This window comes from Pseudomonas sp. TREG-RG-20F-10-E-6-01 (assembly GCF_022662455.1).
Taxonomy (GTDB): Bacteria; Pseudomonadota; Gammaproteobacteria; order Pseudomonadales; family Pseudomonadaceae; genus Aquipseudomonas.
On the sequence record NZ_JAKNQP010000002.1, the window covers coordinates 489,023 to 506,665 of the forward strand.

Genomic DNA, 17,643 nt, shown 5'->3' on the forward strand with positions numbered 1-17,643 from the left:
ATTGACAATAAACTAGCACGACCTTCGATAACTTTACACAGTTGGCGCGAAATGTGTCGATTTGCCATGTTTGGGCCACATGAAAGATCGCTTGCGCCAGCCGCCAACTGTGAGCTTCAAGCTGCAAGCTCTAAGCCTCAAACACGTGTAACCAGCAACTCGCCGCTAAGCATCCACCAGCGCCATCGCTTCTTCGACATCCACCGCAACCAAACGCGAACAACCGGGTTCGTGCATCGTTACACCCATCAATTGATCGGCCATTTCCATGGCGATCTTGTTGTGGGTGATATAGATGAACTGCACGGTCTGGGACATCTCTTTAACCAACCGAGCGTAGCGTCCAACGTTAGCGTCATCCAGCGGGGCGTCAACTTCGTCGAGCATGCAAAACGGCGCCGGGTTCAACTTGAAGATCGCAAATACCAGCGCCAATGCCGTCAGTGCCTTTTCGCCACCGGACAACAAATGGATGGTGCTGTTCTTCTTGCCCGGAGGCCGCGCCATGATCGTCACCCCTGTATCGAGTAGATCTTCGCCCGTCAGTTCCAAGTAAGCGCTGCCACCACCGAAAACTTTCGGGAATAACGCCTGTAAACCGCCATTAATCTGATCAAAGGTATCTTTGAAGCGATTACGGGTTTCCTTGTCGATCTTGCGGATCACATTTTCCAAAGTGTCCAGGGCTTCCACCAGATCGGCGTCCTGGGCATCCAGATAACGTTTGCGCTCGGACTGCTGCTGATACTCGTCGATGGCTGCGAGGTTGATCGCGCCGAGTCGCTGAATACGCGCAGCAATCCGTTCAAGTTCTTCTTCGGCATCTTTCTCGTTGGCCTGGGCGGTCAACGTATTAAGCACGCCGTGCAGGTCATAGCCGTCTTCCAGCAACTGGTCCTGCAGGGTCTTGCGGCGAACCGTCAGGGCCTGCCATTCCATGCGCTGCTGTTCGAGCTGGCCGCGAATCAACTGCGATTGCTGCTCGGCCTGGGTGCGGCGTTTTTCCGCATCGCGCAGTTCGCGGTCGGCGTCTTCCAGGGCGATTTGCGCAGTCTTGAGTTCTTCGTCGACGGTCATGCGCTTGTCGAGCAATTCTTCGAGCTTGAGCCGCAACTCTTCCAGCGGCGCTTCGCCCTCCTCCAGGTTGAGGCTCAGTTGCTCGCGCTTTTCGGTGAGGCGTTCGGATTGCATCTCCAGTCGCTCAAGAGCCTGACGCGTGGACGCGTGCTGAGCCTGCAACGAACCGAGGCGCACCGCCAATTGGTGAGCGTCATCCTTGTGCTGGCGCGCTTCCTGACGCACGCGGTCAAGGCGTTCGCGCAGGCTGTCGCGCTGGGCCAGCAGCAGTTCGCGCTGCTCGGTGTCCAGCGCCATGCTGTCGAGGGCTTCCTGCAGTTGCAGGCGCGCCTCACCGATTTGTTCGTGCTCAAGGGCGCGTTGCTCGCCCATCTCCGCCACTTCTTCGTCAAGACGGGTGCGGCGCAGGGTCAGCTGCTCGACCTTGGCCTTGCTCGCCGACAGTTGGGCCTTGAGTTCACCTTGCTGGCGCGCTTCGTCCTGCAACAGGCGGCGCAGGTGTTCGCGGCCAGTCTCTTGCTGGCGCTGGGTGGCGCGCAGGGTTTGCAGTTCGGTTTCCAGGCGCTCGAGAGTGGCTTCGCGTTCTTCGCGCTCGGCGCTCAGGTTGACGATTTCCTGGCCACGGGCCAATACGCCGCTTTCCGCTTCGCTGGCACGGCGCACACGCAGGAAGTGGCGACCCACCCAATAACCATCGCGGCTGATCAGGCTTTCGCCCGCGCCCAATTGGCCGCGCTGCGCCAGGGCTTGCTCCAGGGAATCCACCGGTTTGACCTGCCCCAGCCAGGGCGACAGGTCAATCGCCGCCTCGACCTTGTCCAGCAGACTGCCCGGCACGCGCGTGCCATCGACCGCCGGGCTGAGCAAACGCAGATCGCCCTGAGTAAAGCCGGCCAGGTCGAAGCCACCAAAATCGTCGACCAGCACTGCCTGCAGGTCGGCGCCGAGCACGGTCTCTACCGCCAGCTCCCAACCCGCTTCAACTGTTAACCCTTCCGCCAGGCGCGGGCGCTCGGCCAAATGCTGGTCGCGCAGCCACTCGGCAGTGCCGGTGCCGGGGTCCAGCGCGGCTTGCTGCAAAGCCTCCAGCGACGCCAATCGGCCGTTCAGCCGCTGCAAATCGCCCTGGGCCTGCTGCTGCGACTGGGTCGCCTGTTGCAGTTGCTGACGCAATTGCTCCAGGCGCTCCACTTGTTGTTCTTCGCTGGCTTCCAGCTCTTCCAGCGTCATCTCGCTTTCGGCCAGTTGCTCGCTCAGTTCCATGATCGCCGCGTCTTCCGGGTCGGCGGCGAGCAACACGCGCTCTTCCTGCAGACGCCGTTGGCGCTCGGCCAGACGCTCCATGCTGGTTTCCAGCTGCTGGATGCGCGACTGCTGCACCTCAGCCTGGCGGCGCGGCTCGGCGGATTGCAGGTTGAAAGCGTCCCACTGCTCCTGCCAGCCGTGCATGGTGGTTTCGGCTTCTTCCAGGGCGGCGGCGGCTTCTTCGGCGGCGGCGCTGGTGATTTCCTGCTCGGGGGTGAGCATGTCCAGCTCTTCGCCGAGGGTCAGCAGCAAGGTGCGGTCATGGCCCAGGTGCGATTCGGTCTCCAGGCGCGCGCGCTCGGCTTCCTTCAAATCATCTTGCAGTTGGCGCAGACGCTGCTGGCCATGCTGAATGCTCTGCTCGACCCGGGCGATGTCGCCACCCACCGAATAGAAGCGGCCCTGCACCAGATTGAAGCGCTCGGACAGGTCATGGTGACCGTCACGCAAGCGCTCGATGCTGGCGTCGGCATTGCGCTGTTCGGCCACCAGCGCTTCAAAGCTGATTTCCTGGGTGCCGATGATCGCTTCGCGCTGGCCGACCTGATCGTTCAGCGCCTGCCAGCGCAGGGCCGAGAGTTGCGCCTTGAGCTGGCGTTCTTCGCCCTTGTATTCCTGATACTTCTCGGCGGCCTGGGCCTGGCGGTGCAGGCGCTCCAACTGGCGCTCCAGCTCTTCGCGCAGGTCGGTCAGGCGGGCGAGGTTTTCGTGGGTGCGGCGGATACGGTTTTCGGTCTCGCGGCGGCGCTCCTTGTACTTGGAGATGCCGGCTGCTTCTTCAATGAAATTACGCAGGTCTTCGGGCTTGGCTTCGATCAGCTTGGAGATCATGCCCTGCTCGATGATCGAGTAGCTGCGCGGGCCCAAGCCGGTGCCGAGGAAGATGTCGGTGATGTCCCGGCGCCGGCACTTGGTGCCGTTGAGGAAGTAGCTGTTCTGGCTGTCGCGCGTCACTTTGCGGCGAATGGAAATTTCCGCGTACGCCGCGTATTCGCCGATCAGGGTGCCGTCGGAGTTGTCGAACACCAGCTCGATGCTGGCCTGGCTCACCGGTTTACGGCTGGTGGAGCCATTGAAGATGACGTCGGTCATCGACTCGCCGCGCAGGTTTTTCGCCGAACTCTCGCCCATCACCCAGCGAACGGCGTCGATGATGTTCGACTTGCCGCAGCCATTGGGCCCCACCACCGCCGCCATGTTACTGGGGAAGTTCACCGTGGTCGGGTCGACGAAGGATTTGAACCCCGCCAGTTTGATGCACTTGAGCCGCACGTTTAGGCGTCCGCCAACGCAGCGATGACCAATGAACAACTGCGCTGGCCGTAGGCGGACAGCACCAGGCGAATCTGCGCCAGGTCACGCGCCAGCACGGCGGCGAGCAGTTGCTCGAACAGCGCCAGGTACTCGCTCATGGACGCCTTGCGCTGATCCAGCGCCAGGTAATAGGCGCGGTTCATCGCCGGCTGCAGGTTCTCGACGGTTTCCTGCAAATACGGGTTGTTGGCAAAAGGATACGCGGCGCGCATCACGTTGAAGCTTTCTTCGACGAAGGCGCGGATGTCCTGACGCTCAAAACTGTTCACCAGACGCTGCTGGATCTGCAGGAACGGCGTCATGTCGGCCTGCACCTTCCAGCCCTCGGCCACCGCGTTGCCGAGCAGGATGTACAACTCGCCCATCAGCGTGCACAGGCTCTGCACCTTGTGCGCGGTGAGCTCGGTGACATGGGCGCCACGGCGCGGCAGGATCGCGATCAGGTGGCGGCGCTCGAGGATCAATAAGGCTTCACGCACGGAACCACGGCTGACATTGAGCGCCAGCGTAACTTTCTGTTCCTGGATCCGCTCCCCAGGCTTGAGATCGCCGCGAATGATACGTTCGGCGAGGTGGTGAGCAATTTGCTCGGCGAGACTGTCCGGCGCCTTGAACGTCATGTTTTCCCTTCAGAATCTTCTATCAGTACAAGCGCGGCAGTGTAGCGCATTGGCCCGCTGATGGCGCTACGCCCACGGTGGCGAATTTGGCATGAAATAAGCAGCGATGAAAACCCACAAGCCGCCAAAAACAACGGTTCCAGAAGACTGGACCATAATTGAAAGTGTTGTGACCGCAATTTCTTGACCTCCTGGTCAGAAAATCATTGACCGAAAAGTCAGACATGACTAGATTCGGCGCAAAGCGGTTAACAACAATAATGAGTCTGCGAGGCCTTCCGTGATCCAGTTTTTACTCAACCAGGAACTCCGTAGTGAGCACGCCCTGGACCCCAACCTGACCGTGCTCAACTATTTGCGTGAGCACGTGGGCAAACCCGGTACCAAGGAAGGCTGCGCCAGCGGCGACTGCGGGGCGTGCACCGTCGTGGTCGGCGAGTTGCACCGCGACGAACAAGGCGCGGAGCAGATTCGTTATCGCAGCCTCAACTCATGCCTGACCTTTGTGTCGTCGCTGCACGGCAAACAGCTGATCAGCGTTGAAGACCTCAAGCACCAGGGCCAACTGCACAGCGTGCAAAAAGCCATGGTCGAGTGCCACGGCTCGCAATGTGGCTTTTGCACGCCGGGCTTTGTGATGTCGTTGTTTGCCCTGCAAAAGAACAGCGACGCCCCCGACAGCCAAAAAGCCCACGAAGCGCTGGCCGGCAACCTGTGCCGTTGCACCGGCTACCGCCCGATCCTGGCCGCCGCCGAACAGGCCTGCTGCAACAAACCCGTCGACCAGTTTGACAGCCGCCAGGCCGAGACCATCGCGCGCCTCAAAGCCATTGCGCCAACGCAGACCGGCGAACTCAACAGTGGCGACAAACGCTGCCTGGTGCCGCTGACCGTCGCCGACCTGGCCGATCTCTACGACGCCTACCCGCAAGCCCGGCTGCTGGCCGGCGGCACCGACCTGGCGCTGGAAGTCACGCAGTTTCATCGCACGCTGCCGGTGATGATCTACGTCGGCAATATCGAAGAAATGAAGCGCATCGAACGCTTCGACGACCGCCTGGAAATCGGCGCCGCCACCGCCCTCTCCGACTGTTACACCGCGCTGCACCACGAATACCCGGACTTCGGCGACCTGCTGCACCGCTTCGCCTCCCTGCAAATCCGCAACCAGGGCACCTTGGGCGGCAACATCGGCAACGCCTCGCCGATTGGTGATTCGCCGCCGCTGCTGATCGCCCTGGGTGCACAGATCGTGCTGTGCAAAGGCAACGTGCGCCGCACCCTGGCGCTGGAAGACTACTTCATCGACTACCGCGTCACCGCGCGTCAGGACAGCGAGTTCATCGAGAAAATCATCGTGCCCAAGGGCCACACACTGTTCCGTGCCTACAAGGTGTCCAAGCGCCTGGACGATGATATTTCTGCGGTGTGCGCCGCCTTCAACCTGAAGATCGAGAACGGCGTGATCAACCAGGCACGCGTCGCCTTCGGGGGCATGGCCGCTACGCCCAAACGCGCAAAAAGCTGCGAAGCCGTGCTGGTGGGCGCCACCTGGAACGCCGCCACGGTGGAAAAAGCCTGCGCCGCCCTGGCCGAGGATTTCACCCCGCTGTCGGACTTCCGCGCCAGTAAGGAATACCGTCTGCTCAGCGCGCAGAACCTGCTGCGCAAATACTTCATCGAACTGCAAACGCCGCACATCGAGACTCGGGTGACCGCTTATGTCTAACCATCACGCCGTCGTTAAAACCCAGGCCGAACTCGCCGAGCTGTTCGCCCAGGACCTGACCTCCGGAGTCGGCCGCAGCGTCAAGCATGACAGCGCCGCCAAGCATGTGTCCGGCGAGGCGCAGTACATCGATGACCGCCTGGAATTTCCCAACCAACTGCACCTGTATGCGCGCATGTCTGACCGCGCCCACGCCCGCATCCTCAGCATCGACACCGCGCCCTGCTACGCCTTTGACGGCGTGCGCATCGCGATCACCCACGAAGACGTGCCGGGCCTGAAAGACATCGGCCCGCTGATGCCCGGCGACCCGTTGCTGGCCATCGACACGGTGCAGTTTGTTGGCCAGGTGGTGCTGGCCGTGGCCGCGCGCGACCTGGAAACCGCACGCAAAGCGGCCATGGCAGCGGTGATCGAATACGAAGACCTGGAGCCGGTGCTGGACGTGGTCGAGGCCTTTCGCAACAAGCATTTCGTGCTCGACAGCCACACTCACCAACGCGGTGATTCGGCGGGTGCACTGGCCACGGCGAAAAACCGTATCCAGGGCACGCTGCACATCGGCGGCCAGGAACACTTCTACCTGGAAACCCAGATCTCGTCGGTGATGCCCACCGAAGACGGCGGCATGATCGTCTATTGCTCCACGCAAAACCCCACCGAAGTGCAGAAGCTAGTGGCCGAAGTGCTCGACGTGTCGATGAACAAAATCGTCGTCGACATGCGCCGCATGGGCGGCGGTTTCGGCGGCAAGGAAACCCAGGCCGCCAGCCCCGCCTGCCTGTGCGCGGTGGTGGCGCGCCTCACCGGCCAGCCGACCAAAATGCGCCTGCCGCGCGTCGAAGACATGCTGATGACCGGCAAGCGTCACCCCTTCTATATCGAATACGACGTGGGCTTTGACGACACGGGTCGCCTGCACGGGATCAACCTCGAACTGGCGGGTAACTGCGGCTGCTCGCCGGACTTGTCAAACTCGATTGTCGACCGCGCGATGTTCCACGCCGACAATTCGTATTACCTGGGCGACGCCACCGTTAATGGCCATCGTTGCAAGACCAACACGGCCTCCAACACCGCGTATCGCGGCTTCGGCGGGCCACAAGGCATGGTCGCCATCGAGGAAGTGATGGACGCCATCGCTCGGCACCTGGGTCTGGACCCATTGGCGGTGCGCAAGGCCAATTACTACGGCAAGACCGAGCGCAACGTCACCCACTACTACCAGACCGTCGAGCACAACATGCTCGAAGAGATGACCGCCGAGCTTGAAGCCAGCAGCCAATACGCCGAGCGCCGCGAAGCGATCCGCCTGTACAACGCCCACAGCCCGATCCTGAAAAAAGGCCTGGCGCTGACGCCGGTGAAGTTCGGTATTTCGTTTACCGCCAGCTTCCTGAACCAGGCCGGTGCGCTGATCCACATCTACACCGACGGCAGCATCCATTTGAACCACGGCGGCACCGAGATGGGCCAGGGCTTGAACACCAAGGTCGCGCAAGTGGTGGCCGAAGTGTTCCAGGTCGACATCGACCGCGTGCAGATCACCGCCACCAACACCGACAAGGTGCCCAACACCTCGCCCACCGCGGCTTCCAGCGGTGCCGACCTGAACGGCAAGGCTGCGCAGAACGCCGCCGAAACCATCAAGCAGCGCCTGGTGGAGTTTGCCGCACGCAAGTACGACGTGAGTGAAGCGGATGTGGAGTTTCACAATGGTCATGTGCGGGTACGCGACCAGATCCTGACCTTTGAAAGCCTGATCCAGCAGGCGTATTTCGCCCAGGTCTCGCTGTCGAGCACTGGCTTCTATAAAACCCCGAAAATCTTCTACGACCGCAGCCAGGCGCGTGGGCGGCCGTTCTATTACTTCGCGTTCGGCGCGGCCTGCTGCGAAGTGATCGTCGACACACTCACAGGCGAATACAAGATGTTGCGCACCGACATCCTGCACGACGTGGGCGCCTCGCTGAACCCGGCCATCGACATCGGCCAGGTGGAAGGCGGCTTTATTCAGGGCATGGGCTGGCTGACCATGGAAGAGCTGGTGTGGAACAACAAAGGCAAGCTGATGACCAACGGCCCGGCCAGCTACAAGATCCCGGCCGTGGCTGACATGCCCCTGGATTTACGCGTGAAGCTGGTGGAAAACCGCAAGAACCCGGAGGACACGGTGTTCCATTCCAAGGCTGTGGGTGAGCCGCCGTTCATGCTCGGGATCGCCTCGTGGTGCGCGATCAAGGATGCCGTGGCGAGTGTGGGTGAGTATCGCCATCAGCCCAAGATCGATGCACCGGCCACACCCGAGCGGGTGTTGTGGGGGTGTGAGCAGATGCGGCAGTTGCAGGCGGCAAAGGCTGTCGAGGCTGAAACCGAGATGGCTTCGCTCTAAGACCGAGGCGCTGCCATCGCAGGCAAGCCAGCTCCCACATTTGATGGTGTTCACAAATCAAAATGTGGGAGGGGGCTTGCCCCCGATAGCGGCCTGACAGACGCCACAAGAGGTGACTATGAACAACTGGATCAGCGCCCTCGCCGACCTGCAGAACCGCGGCGAACCCTGCGTGCTGGTGACCATCATCGAAGAGCTCGGCTCCACGCCGCGCAATGCCGGCTCGAAGATGGTGATCAGCGCCGCGCAGACCTTCGACACCATCGGTGGCGGGCACCTGGAATACAAGGCGATGCAGATCGCCCGCGACATGCTCGTGCGCGGCCAGCAAAACACGCATCTGGAGCGCTTCAGCCTTGGTGCAAGCCTGGGCCAGTGCTGCGGCGGTGCGACTGTGCTGCTGTTCGAACCCATGGGCCAGGTGCAGGCGCACATTGCAGTGTTTGGCGCCGGCCACGTCGGCCGCGCGTTGGTGCCGCTATTGGCGAGCCTGCCGTGCCGGGTGCGCTGGATCGATTCCCGCGACCAGGAGTTTCCGGAAGACATTCCCCAGGGCGTGCGTAAAATCGTCAGCGAGGAGCCGGTCGACGAAATTGCCGACCTGCCAGTGGGCAGTTACTGCATCGTCATGACCCACAATCACGCGCTGGACCTGGAACTGACCGCCGCGCTGCTCAAGCGCAATGACTTTGCCTACTTCGGCCTGATCGGCTCGAAAACCAAACGGGTCAAGTTCGAACACCGCCTGCGTGATCGCGGCTTCGACACCGCGCAACTGCAACGCATGCGCTGCCCGATGGGCCTCACCGAGGTGAAGGGCAAACTGCCGGTGGAGATCGCCATCTCCATCGCCGGCGAAATCATCGCCACCTATAACGCCAATTTCGGCCAGCACACCGCGAGCGCCGAACCCATTGCCAAACTGCTGCCGGCCTCGCGCCGCAGCCAAGCACTCTAAATTGAGAACACCATGCCTTTGACTCGCAAAGCCTACCGTGCCGCCATCCTGCACAGCATCGCCGACCCTGCTGAAGTGGGGATCGAAGCGTCCTATGAGTATTTCGAAGACGGCCTGCTGGTGATCGATAACGGCCAGATCAGCGCCCTGGGCCACGCCAGCGATTTGCTGCCGACGCTGCCCGCCGATATCGACGTCACCCATTACCAGGATGCGCTGATCACGCCGGGCCTGATCGACACCCATATCCACCTGCCGCAAACCGGCATGGTCGGCGCCTATGGCGAGCAGTTGCTGGATTGGCTCAACACCTACACCTTCCCGTGCGAAAGCCAGTTCGCCGACAAGGCCCACGCCGAAGAAGTCGCGGATATCTTCATCAAGGAACTGCTGCGCAACGGCACCACCACGGCGCTGGTGTTCGGCAGCGTGCACCCGCAATCAGTCAATTCATTTTTTGAAGCGGCCGAGAAACTCGACCTGCGCATGATCGCCGGCAAGGTGATGATGGACCGCAACGCGCCGGACTATCTGACCGACACCGCCGAATCCGGCTACCAGGAAAGCAAGGCGCTGATCGAACGCTGGCACGGCAAGGGCCGTTTGCACTATGCGGTCACGCCACGTTTTGCCCCGACCAGCACCCCGGCGCAACTGACGCTGGCCGGGCAATTGCTGGGCGAATACCCGGACCTGTACATGCAGACGCACATCAGTGAAAACCTGCAGGAAGTGGCATGGGTGAAAGAGCTGTTCCCGGAGCGCAAGGGCTACCTGGACGTGTATGACCACTACAAATTGCTGGGTGAGCGCTCGGTGTTTGCCCACGGCGTGCACCTGTGCGATGACGAGTGCGCGCGCCTCGCCGAAACGGGTTCGGCGGTAGCGTTCTGCCCGACCTCGAACTTCTTCCTCGGCAGTGGCTTGTTCAACCTGCCGATGGCCGAGAAGCACAAGCTGAATGTCGGCCTGGGCACCGACGTGGGCGGCGGCACCAGCTTCTCGCTGCTGCAAACCTTGAACGAAGCCTACAAGGTCATGCAGTTGCAGGGCGCGCGGTTGAGCCCGTTCAAGTCGCTGTACCTGGCCACTTTGGGCGGCGCGCGAGCGCTGCGTTTGGAAGACAAGATCGGCACCTTGCAGCCAGGCACTGACGCGGACTTTTTGGTGCTGGATTACAACGCCACGCCGCTGCTCAGCTATCGCTTGAAGCAGGCCAATAACATTGCCGAGACGTTGTTTGTGTTGATGACGCTGGGGGATGACCGGGCGGTGTTGCAGACGTATGCGGCCGGCAATCTCGTGCATCAACGCTGATCTAAAGCACACCGAGAAACAAATGTGGGAGCGGGCTTGCTCGCGAATACGGAGTGTCAGTCACCAGATGCATTGACTGATCTACCGCATTCGCGAGCAAGCCCGCTCCCACATTTCTGGCCCTGGTGAGTCAGGGAAATTACAGTTTTACGGACGAGCGTCCCGGCTTTTTCGTCTGCAGCAAATGCGAAAACACCGCGTGCAAATCATCCGACGCGCTTTCCTCATCGAGGTTGAGCTTGCTGTCGATGTGATCCATGTGGTGCATCATCAAATTCACCGCCAACGTTGCATCGCGTGCTTCGATCGCATCGATCAGCTGCGTGTGCTCATCGTAGGAACAGTGCGAGCGGTTGCCGCTTTCGTACTGGGCGATGATCAACGAGGTTTGCGACACCAGGCTGCGCTGGAAGCTGATCAGCGGCGCGTTCTTCGCCGCCTCGGCCAGCTTGAGGTGGAATTCGCCGGAGAGGCGGATACCGGCACCGCGGTCGCCGCGGGAAAAGCTGTCGCGCTCGTCGTTGACCATCTGGCGCAGCTCGGCCAGCTGTTCGGCCGTGGCGTGCTGCACTGCCAATTCCGTGATCGCCCGTTCGACCAGACGCCGGGCCAAAAATACCTGACGCGCTTCTTCTACACTCGGGCTCGCCACCACCGCACCACGATTGGGCCGCAGCAGTACCACGCCTTCATGGGCCAGACGCGAGAGCGCGCGGCGAATGATGGTGCGGCTGACGCCGAAGATTTCGCCCAGTGCCTCTTCACTCAACTTGGTTCCGGGCGCCAGGCGTTGTTCAAGGATGGCCTCGAAGATATGCGCGTAAACGATATCGTCCTGGGTTCCGCTGCGACCGGCCTTGCCGGCTCGCGGTTGTTTCTTGAGAGGTTGCAACTGTTCGTTCATGGGCACTCGGGTTTGGAGAACGGCGGCGAATTAACGGTAATACGGCAAGCGCGGGTTGCTGGCAAGTATCACCTAAAAACAGGGCACATTGTACACAACCCAATGCGCCAACACACTGTACGGCTGTTTGCAGCGTCGGCTGTATCGCAACGAGTAGTTACGTTTGAGTTTAGGCTTGAATCTGCGCCTTCACTGACAAATACCCAGGTAAAAGGAACACCTCTCCATGAACGACGCCACCCAAGCGCCTTTGCGCCCGTTGGCCGACACTTCTGCGTCGGCCATCGTCGCCGGCTTCATTGCCATGATGACCGGCTACACCAGCTCGCTGGTCCTGATGTTTCAGGCCGGCCAGGCCGCCGGGTTGACCACGGCGCAGATTTCTTCGTGGATCTGGGCCATCTCCATCGGCATGGCGGTGTGCAGCATCGGCTTGTCCCTGCGCTATCGCACGCCCATCACCATTGCCTGGTCCACACCCGGCGCGGCGCTGTTGATTACCAGCCTGGGCGGCGTGAGTTACGGCGAGGCCATTGGTGCCTACATTACCTGCGCCGTGCTGGTGACGCTGTGCGGGCTGACCGGCAGTTTCGAAAAACTGGTCAAGCGCATCCCGTCGTCGCTGGCGGCGGCCTTGCTGGCGGGAATCCTGTTCAAGATCGGCAGCGAGATTTTCGTCGCCGCGCAGCATCGCACCGGCCTGGTGCTGGGGATGTTTTTCACGTACCTGATCATCAAGCGCCTGTCGCCACGCTATGCGGTGCTCGCCGCGCTGGTGCTCGGCACTGTGCTGTCGGGGCTGATGGGGTTGCTGGATTTCAGTGGTTTTCACCTCGAAGTGGCGATACCGGTGTGGACCACGCCGCATTTCTCGCTGGCGGCGACCATCAGTATCGGCATTCCGCTGTTCGTGGTGGCAATGACCTCGCAGAACATGCCCGGCGTCGCCGTGCTGCGCGCCGATGGCTACACCGTGCCCGCCTCGCCTTTGATCACCGCCACCGGCCTGGCCTCGCTGGTGCTCGCGCCCTTCGGCTCCCACGGCATCAACCTGGCGGCAATCAGCGCGGCCATCTGCACCGGGCCGCATGCCCATGAAGACCGCAACAAGCGCTACACCGCCGCGGTGTGGTGCGGTGTGTTCTACGGGATTGCCGGGGTATTTGGCGCGACCTTGGCGGCATTGTTCGCCGCATTGCCAAAGGAACTGGTGCTGTCGATTGCAGCGCTGGCGTTGTTTGGCTCGATCATCAATGGCTTGAGCATCGCCATGAATGAGCCGAAGGAACGCGAAGCGGCGCTGATCACTTTTATGGTCACCGCGTCAGGCTTGACGTTGTTTTCCATCGGTTCGGCGTTCTGGGGGATTGTGGCGGGGGTGTTGACGCTGCTGATTCTGAACGGGCGCAAGGCATAAAAAAACGGCGACCCGAAGGTCGCCGTTTTTTTCAGTATCACTTAGCCGCGTTGATCGGCTTTTCTGGATACCACACGTCCAGCAACGGGCTGACTTCAGCCTTGGTCAGCTCGGAACGGGTTTTCAGCCAGGCTTCAACAGCAGCACGCTGCTCTTCGGAGACCGAGCCACGCTTCTGCAGGCAAACCAGACCGTAGTCATCGCCGCCGACATAGCCCAGACCGTTGGCTTCCATGGCTTCTTTGATGAATGCTTCGAGGAAAGCGTCGATAGCTTCTTCACTCAGGCCTTCGTTGAAGTCCAGGTTCAGTTCGAAACCCAGCTCTTGAAATTCATCAACGCACAGTTTTTTGCGCAGACGCTGGGAACGGTTAGTCGCCATTGGAACAATCCTCATAAGTAATAACGGGCGGCACTTTAGCAGTTTAAGGCAAGGATTGCCCGACTCTCTGGGACAGGCGGCTATCTGTCTGCAAAAAAACGCGCAATACCAGCTATCGTTCAGCTACAACTGGATCCACCTTGGGGCATAATGCCGACACTTTCGTGACCAATGAGGGATTTTCTTCCATACCCCTCGCCTTTTTCACCCTTCTCAGCAGTAGGGTTTTATTCCTTATGATCAAATCTTTTCGTTCCGTGTTATTGGCCAGCGTTCTTCTTCCACTGGCCTTTTCCGCCGCTGCCGCCCCAATCAATAACACCCTGCCACCCAACGTTGCGCAGGCCCTGCAGAAAGCCAAGCTACAAAATACCGCGCTGTCGCTGGTGATGCTGCCCCTCACCGGCCCCGGTACCCCCACCGTGTTCAACGCCGACGTGTCGGTGAACCCGGCCTCCACCATGAAGCTGGTCACCACTTACGCCGCCCTGGAAATGCTCGGCCCCAACCATCAGTGGAAGACCGAGTTCTACACCGACGGCACGCTCAGCGGTGGCGTCTTGCACGGCAACCTTTACCTAAAGGGCGGCGGCGACCCGAAGCTGAACATGGAAAAACTCTGGCTGCTGATGCGCGACCTGCGTGCCAATGGCGTGCAGCAAGTCACCGGCGACCTGGTGCTCGACCGCAGCTTCTTCAACCAGCCGCAATTGCCCGAATTCAATGACGACGGCAATGACGAGAACAAGCCGTTCCTGGTCAAGCCCGACGCCCTGCTGGTCAACCTCAAGGCCCTGCGCTTCGTAACCCGCAATGATTCGGGCCGCGTGATCGTATCGGTCGAGCCGCCGATTGCCAGCATTCGCATCGACAACCAGGTGAAAGTCTCCAACGCCAAGCAATGCACCGGCGACGTGCGCTACAGCCCGGTCACCGCCGCCGACGGCAGTGTCACCGTGACAGTCAGCGGCCAACTGGGCGATGGCTGCAGTTCGCAGACTTACCTGTCGCTGCTCGACCACGCCACCTACACCGCCGGCGCTGTGCGTGCGATCTGGCAGGAATTGGGTGGCACCATCCAGGGCCGCGACATCCAGGCGCCCGTGCCCAAGGACGCCAAAGTACTCGCCCGTGCCTTTTCGCCGGACCTGGCGGAAATCATCCGCGACATCAACAAATACAGTAACAACACCATGGCTCAGCAGCTGTTCCTGAGCCTGGGCGCGCAATTTCGCAACGATGCCGACGGCGACGACGCCAAGGCTGCGCAACGTGTGGTCCGTCAGTGGCTGGCGAAGAAAGGCATCACCGCGCCGCACCTCGTCATGGAAAACGGCTCCGGCCTGTCGCGCGCCGAACGTGTCAGCGCCCGCGAGATGGCGGCCATGCTGCAAGCCGCCTGGAAAAGCCCGTACGCGGCGGAATACATCAGCTCGCTGCCGATTGCCGGCACCGACGGCACTATGCGTAAACGCCTGAAGACCACCGCCATGCGCGGCGAAGCCCACGTCAAGACTGGCACCCTGAACACCGTGCGTGCCATCGCCGGGTTCAGCCGTGACAACAACGGCAACACCTGGGTGGTGGTGGCGATCCTCAACGATTCGAAACCGTGGGGCGCCTCATCAGTACTGGACCAAGTGCTGCTGGACCTGTATCGCCAGCCGAAGCTGGCGGCGGCTGCGCCGGTGCTCTAAAGGCAACACAGATCAAATGTGCGAGCGGGCTTGCCTGCGATAGCGGTGTATCAGTATCAGATTCGCTGACTGACACGCTGCAATCGCAGGCAAGCCAGCCCCCACATGAATGCGCGACGTCTGAAAAACTCTGTCAATCAAGCCCTGATTCGCTCAGCCTCCACGCGGTCCCTGCCCGCCTGCTTGGCCCTATACACCGCCGAGTCCGCCCGCAGCAGCAGCCCGTCAATGCCGTCATCGATCCGCCAACTGGCCACACCGAAGCTGGCGGTCACGATGCCCACCGTTTCCATTGGCGCACTGCGCAACGACTGCCACAACTCCATCGCCAGGCTGTACGCCTGCTCGCAATCAGTGTGCGGGCACAGCACCACGAACTCTTCGCCGCCCAGTCGGCAAAACACATCCGTGCGCCGCAGGCGCTGACTGATGCGCTTGCACACCTCCTGCAACACCCCATCGCCTACCGCGTGACCGTACTGGTCGTTGATGCGCTTGAAGTGGTCGATATCCAGCATGATCAACGACAGCGCCCCACTGGTGCGGTTGAGCCTGAGCATCTCGACCTTGAGACGATCCTGGAAATAACGCCGGTTATGAATGCCCGTCAGCGAATCGGTGATGGAGAGTGCCCGCAGCTCTTCCTCCACCCGTTTGAGGTCGGAAATATCCGACACGTAACCATGCCACAGCGTACCGCCGCCTGGCAGTTCTTCAGGCGTGGCTTCGCCGCGAATCCAGCGCAGGCCGCGTTGTGGCAACAGCACGCGGTATTCTTCGCGCCAGTGGCTCAGCTGCAACGCCGACAAGCGTATCGACAGGCGGACCCGCTCGACGTCCTGGGGATGAATGCGCTCGAAGACCTTGGCCGCGTCCTGTTGCAACACGCCGGTTTCGATTTCATAGATATCGCGCATGCCATCGCTGGCATAGATAAAACGCCCGTTGCCCTGAGGCTCGAGGGTGAACTGGAAGATCCCGCCGGGCACATGGGCACTGAGTTTTTTCAACAAACGATCGCGCGCCGCCAACGCCTCGTAGGCGCGTTTCTGCTCGGTGACATCCAGGTAAATCGCCAGATGCCCGATCCACAAGCCATGGTCATCCAGCAATACGGTGCCGAGCATGTTCACCGTCAAGGGGCTGCCATTTTCGCGTAACAGGGTCCACTCGCGCGCCTGGTGCAGGTGGTCCGGGCTCTCCACCAGCATCGCCTGGCTTGGCGGGATGCGCTTGCCCATGGCCGCGCTCAAACGGGTGGCGCGCGCTTCGAGCTCAGCGGCCAGGTGCAGGCTTTCCAGGGTCATGCGCCCCAGTACCTGGTCGGACGTGTACCCCAGCATTTGCTCGGCCCCGGCATTAAACGTGTTGATCACCCCGCGCAGATCAGTGGCGATGATCGCGACCTGTGTGGCCGCATTTAGCACGCTGCGCAACTGCCCGTGCGCACCGCGCAATTCCTGTTCACGCAGGCGCAACTGCTCGGTGCGCTGTTCCACCAGTTTCAGCGCGCGCTGGCGTTGGCTGACCACCACATACAACAAGGCACTGAGCAGCAGGCTGAGCAACCCGCCCATGGTCAGGATGGTGCTCATCGAGGAATGGTTGGCCTGATCGAAGACCTGGCTGCCACGCAACGTGAGGGCATACACATGGTCGCCGAGGGTCAAACGGCGCGCGGCGCTGAGGTCGCTGGCGCCCACCGCATTGCTCGAGGCATACAGCACGCGCTGCTGGGCGTCGGAGGTATCGACGATCTGCATCACCAGGTTGTCGCGGTTCGGCTTGGGCAAACCGTCGGCCACCAGCTGTCGCATGCTGATCACCGCCATCACAAAGCCGCTGGGCTCGGCCTCAGCCGGCTTGCGCACGGGCGCCACCAGCAAAACCCCGGCCGCATAGGCCGGTTCCACACCCACCAATTGCATCGGCTGGGATACCGCGGGCGTACCGCTTTCTTGCGCACGTTCAAGGACCGAGCGCCGAAGCGGCTGTGCCAACAGGTCGAAACCGAGCGGCGAGCCCAGCAGGCTTTGGGTTTGGCTATACAACACCGGCACGTATTCATCGCGCTCGGCGGCAGGCGCCAACTCCCCCGATGAATTCAGTTCACGGATGGCAAAGGGCGCGCCGCGCTGGCGCGAGATCTCCTGTTCAAACGGCTTGCGCTGATCGCGAAAAATCCGCGGTGCCCAGGCATAGGCGCGGGCGCGCAACAGCAAGGGCTGGGCAAACCCATCGAACTCGGCGCGGGACACATCACTGGAATTGACGAAGAAGCGCTGCAGGCTGGCCAGGCGTTGCTCCTGGTCTTCGAGGCGCTCCTGCAGGCGGGTGTAGCGTTCATTGACCAGCAACTGGAAACGCTGGCGAACCTGTTGCTGATACAGATCGGCGGCGGCCCAGGCAATAATTACCGTCAGCGCGCAACCTGCCAATAACACCACCAATGCCACCAGCCAAGCCGACGCCTGCTCACTGATAAAGCCTAGGATTTTGGGGCGTACGGCATGCATCGGCATAGGCAACAC

11 protein-coding genes are annotated in these 17,643 nt (G+C 61.2%); 6 read left to right on the forward strand and 5 right to left on the reverse strand.

The annotated features are described in order from the left end of the window. Nucleotides 1–165: 165 nt before the first annotated feature. Nucleotides 166–3,654 (reverse strand): chromosome segregation protein SMC, encoded by a 3,489-nt coding sequence (smc, locus tag L8K08_RS08650; RefSeq protein WP_242195865.1) that lies wholly within the window; start codon nucleotides 3,652–3,654, stop codon nucleotides 166–168. Nucleotides 3,655–3,656: 2 nt separating this feature from the next. After that, nucleotides 3,657–4,316 carry a GntR family transcriptional regulator gene (locus L8K08_RS08655; RefSeq protein WP_145159092.1) on the reverse strand — a complete coding sequence of 220 codons (660 nt, stop codon included), beginning with the start codon at nucleotides 4,314–4,316 and terminating at the stop codon, nucleotides 3,657–3,659. Between the two features lie 280 nt (nucleotides 4,317–4,596). Here L8K08_RS08655 and xdhA point away from each other — a divergent pair, with 280 nt between their 5' ends. The 4 genes from xdhA to guaD all read left to right on the forward strand — a co-directional run bounded on the left by xdhA (nucleotide 4,597) and on the right by guaD (nucleotide 10,712). Beyond that, nucleotides 4,597–6,045 carry a xanthine dehydrogenase small subunit gene (xdhA, locus tag L8K08_RS08660; RefSeq protein ID WP_145159094.1) on the forward strand — a complete coding sequence of 483 codons (1,449 nt, stop codon included), beginning with the start codon at nucleotides 4,597–4,599 and terminating at the stop codon, nucleotides 6,043–6,045. Next, the gene (xdhB, locus tag L8K08_RS08665; protein WP_145159096.1) at nucleotides 6,038–8,437 is read left to right on the forward strand and encodes a xanthine dehydrogenase molybdopterin binding subunit; all 2,400 of its coding nucleotides are present in this window, start codon (nucleotides 6,038–6,040) and stop codon (nucleotides 8,435–8,437) included. The genes xdhA and xdhB overlap by 8 nt, the downstream gene beginning before the upstream one ends. 118 nt (nucleotides 8,438–8,555) lie before the next feature. Continuing rightward, complete coding sequence (xdhC, locus tag L8K08_RS08670) at nucleotides 8,556–9,395, forward strand: xanthine dehydrogenase accessory protein XdhC (RefSeq protein WP_242195868.1); 840 nt, start codon at nucleotides 8,556–8,558, stop codon at nucleotides 9,393–9,395. 12 nt (nucleotides 9,396–9,407) lie between these two features. Next, entirely contained in the window at nucleotides 9,408–10,712 is a 1,305-nt protein-coding gene (guaD, locus tag L8K08_RS08675; protein ID WP_242195871.1) for a guanine deaminase, read from the forward strand. Between the two features lie 139 nt (nucleotides 10,713–10,851). Here guaD and L8K08_RS08680 read toward each other — a convergent pair whose 3' ends face one another. Then, complete coding sequence (locus L8K08_RS08680) at nucleotides 10,852–11,616, reverse strand: GntR family transcriptional regulator (protein ID WP_017134778.1); 765 nt, start codon at nucleotides 11,614–11,616, stop codon at nucleotides 10,852–10,854. Between the two features lie 226 nt (nucleotides 11,617–11,842). Between L8K08_RS08680 and L8K08_RS08685 the strand changes: the two genes are divergently transcribed. Then, nucleotides 11,843–13,033: a benzoate/H(+) symporter BenE family transporter gene (locus tag L8K08_RS08685; RefSeq protein WP_242195874.1), complete on the forward strand. Its 1,191-nt coding sequence runs from the start codon at nucleotides 11,843–11,845 to the stop codon at nucleotides 13,031–13,033. A 37-nt stretch (nucleotides 13,034–13,070) separates the two neighbouring features. Here L8K08_RS08685 and L8K08_RS08690 read toward each other — a convergent pair whose 3' ends face one another. Next, a complete protein-coding gene (locus tag L8K08_RS08690; protein ID WP_003193255.1) occupies nucleotides 13,071–13,415 on the reverse strand; it encodes a YggL family protein in 345 nt (114 codons plus the stop codon). Nucleotides 13,416–13,651: 236 nt separating this feature from the next. Between L8K08_RS08690 and dacB the strand changes: the two genes are divergently transcribed. Further along, the gene (gene dacB, locus L8K08_RS08695; protein ID WP_145159104.1) at nucleotides 13,652–15,112 is read left to right on the forward strand and encodes a D-alanyl-D-alanine carboxypeptidase/D-alanyl-D-alanine-endopeptidase; all 1,461 of its coding nucleotides are present in this window, start codon (nucleotides 13,652–13,654) and stop codon (nucleotides 15,110–15,112) included. Between the two features lie 137 nt (nucleotides 15,113–15,249). Here the strand turns inward: dacB and L8K08_RS08700 are convergent, their stop codons facing one another. Continuing rightward, nucleotides 15,250–17,634 carry a diguanylate cyclase gene (locus L8K08_RS08700; protein WP_242195877.1) on the reverse strand — a complete coding sequence of 795 codons (2,385 nt, stop codon included), beginning with the start codon at nucleotides 17,632–17,634 and terminating at the stop codon, nucleotides 15,250–15,252. Between the last annotated feature and the right edge of the window lie 9 nt (nucleotides 17,635–17,643).

What these genes read in the sequence shown, in the direction of transcription:
- L8K08_RS08685 (WP_242195874.1), top strand. Translation starts at nt 11,843, where the DNA reads ATGAACGACGCCACCCAAGCGCCTTTGCGCCCGTTGGCCGACACTTCT.
- xdhB (WP_145159096.1), top strand. Translation starts at nt 6,038, where the DNA reads ATGTCTAACCATCACGCCGTCGTTAAAACCCAGGCCGAACTCGCCGAG.
- L8K08_RS08655 (WP_145159092.1), bottom strand. Translation starts at nt 4,316, where the DNA reads ATGACGTTCAAGGCGCCGGACAGTCTCGCCGAGCAAATTGCTCACCAC.
- guaD (WP_242195871.1), top strand. Translation starts at nt 9,408, where the DNA reads ATGCCTTTGACTCGCAAAGCCTACCGTGCCGCCATCCTGCACAGCATC.
- L8K08_RS08700 (WP_242195877.1), bottom strand. Translation starts at nt 17,634, where the DNA reads ATGCCGATGCATGCCGTACGCCCCAAAATCCTAGGCTTTATCAGTGAG.
- L8K08_RS08690 (WP_003193255.1), bottom strand. Translation starts at nt 13,415, where the DNA reads ATGGCGACTAACCGTTCCCAGCGTCTGCGCAAAAAACTGTGCGTTGAT.
- dacB (WP_145159104.1), top strand. Translation starts at nt 13,652, where the DNA reads ATGATCAAATCTTTTCGTTCCGTGTTATTGGCCAGCGTTCTTCTTCCA.
- xdhC (WP_242195868.1), top strand. Translation starts at nt 8,556, where the DNA reads ATGAACAACTGGATCAGCGCCCTCGCCGACCTGCAGAACCGCGGCGAA.
- L8K08_RS08680 (WP_017134778.1), bottom strand. Translation starts at nt 11,616, where the DNA reads ATGAACGAACAGTTGCAACCTCTCAAGAAACAACCGCGAGCCGGCAAG.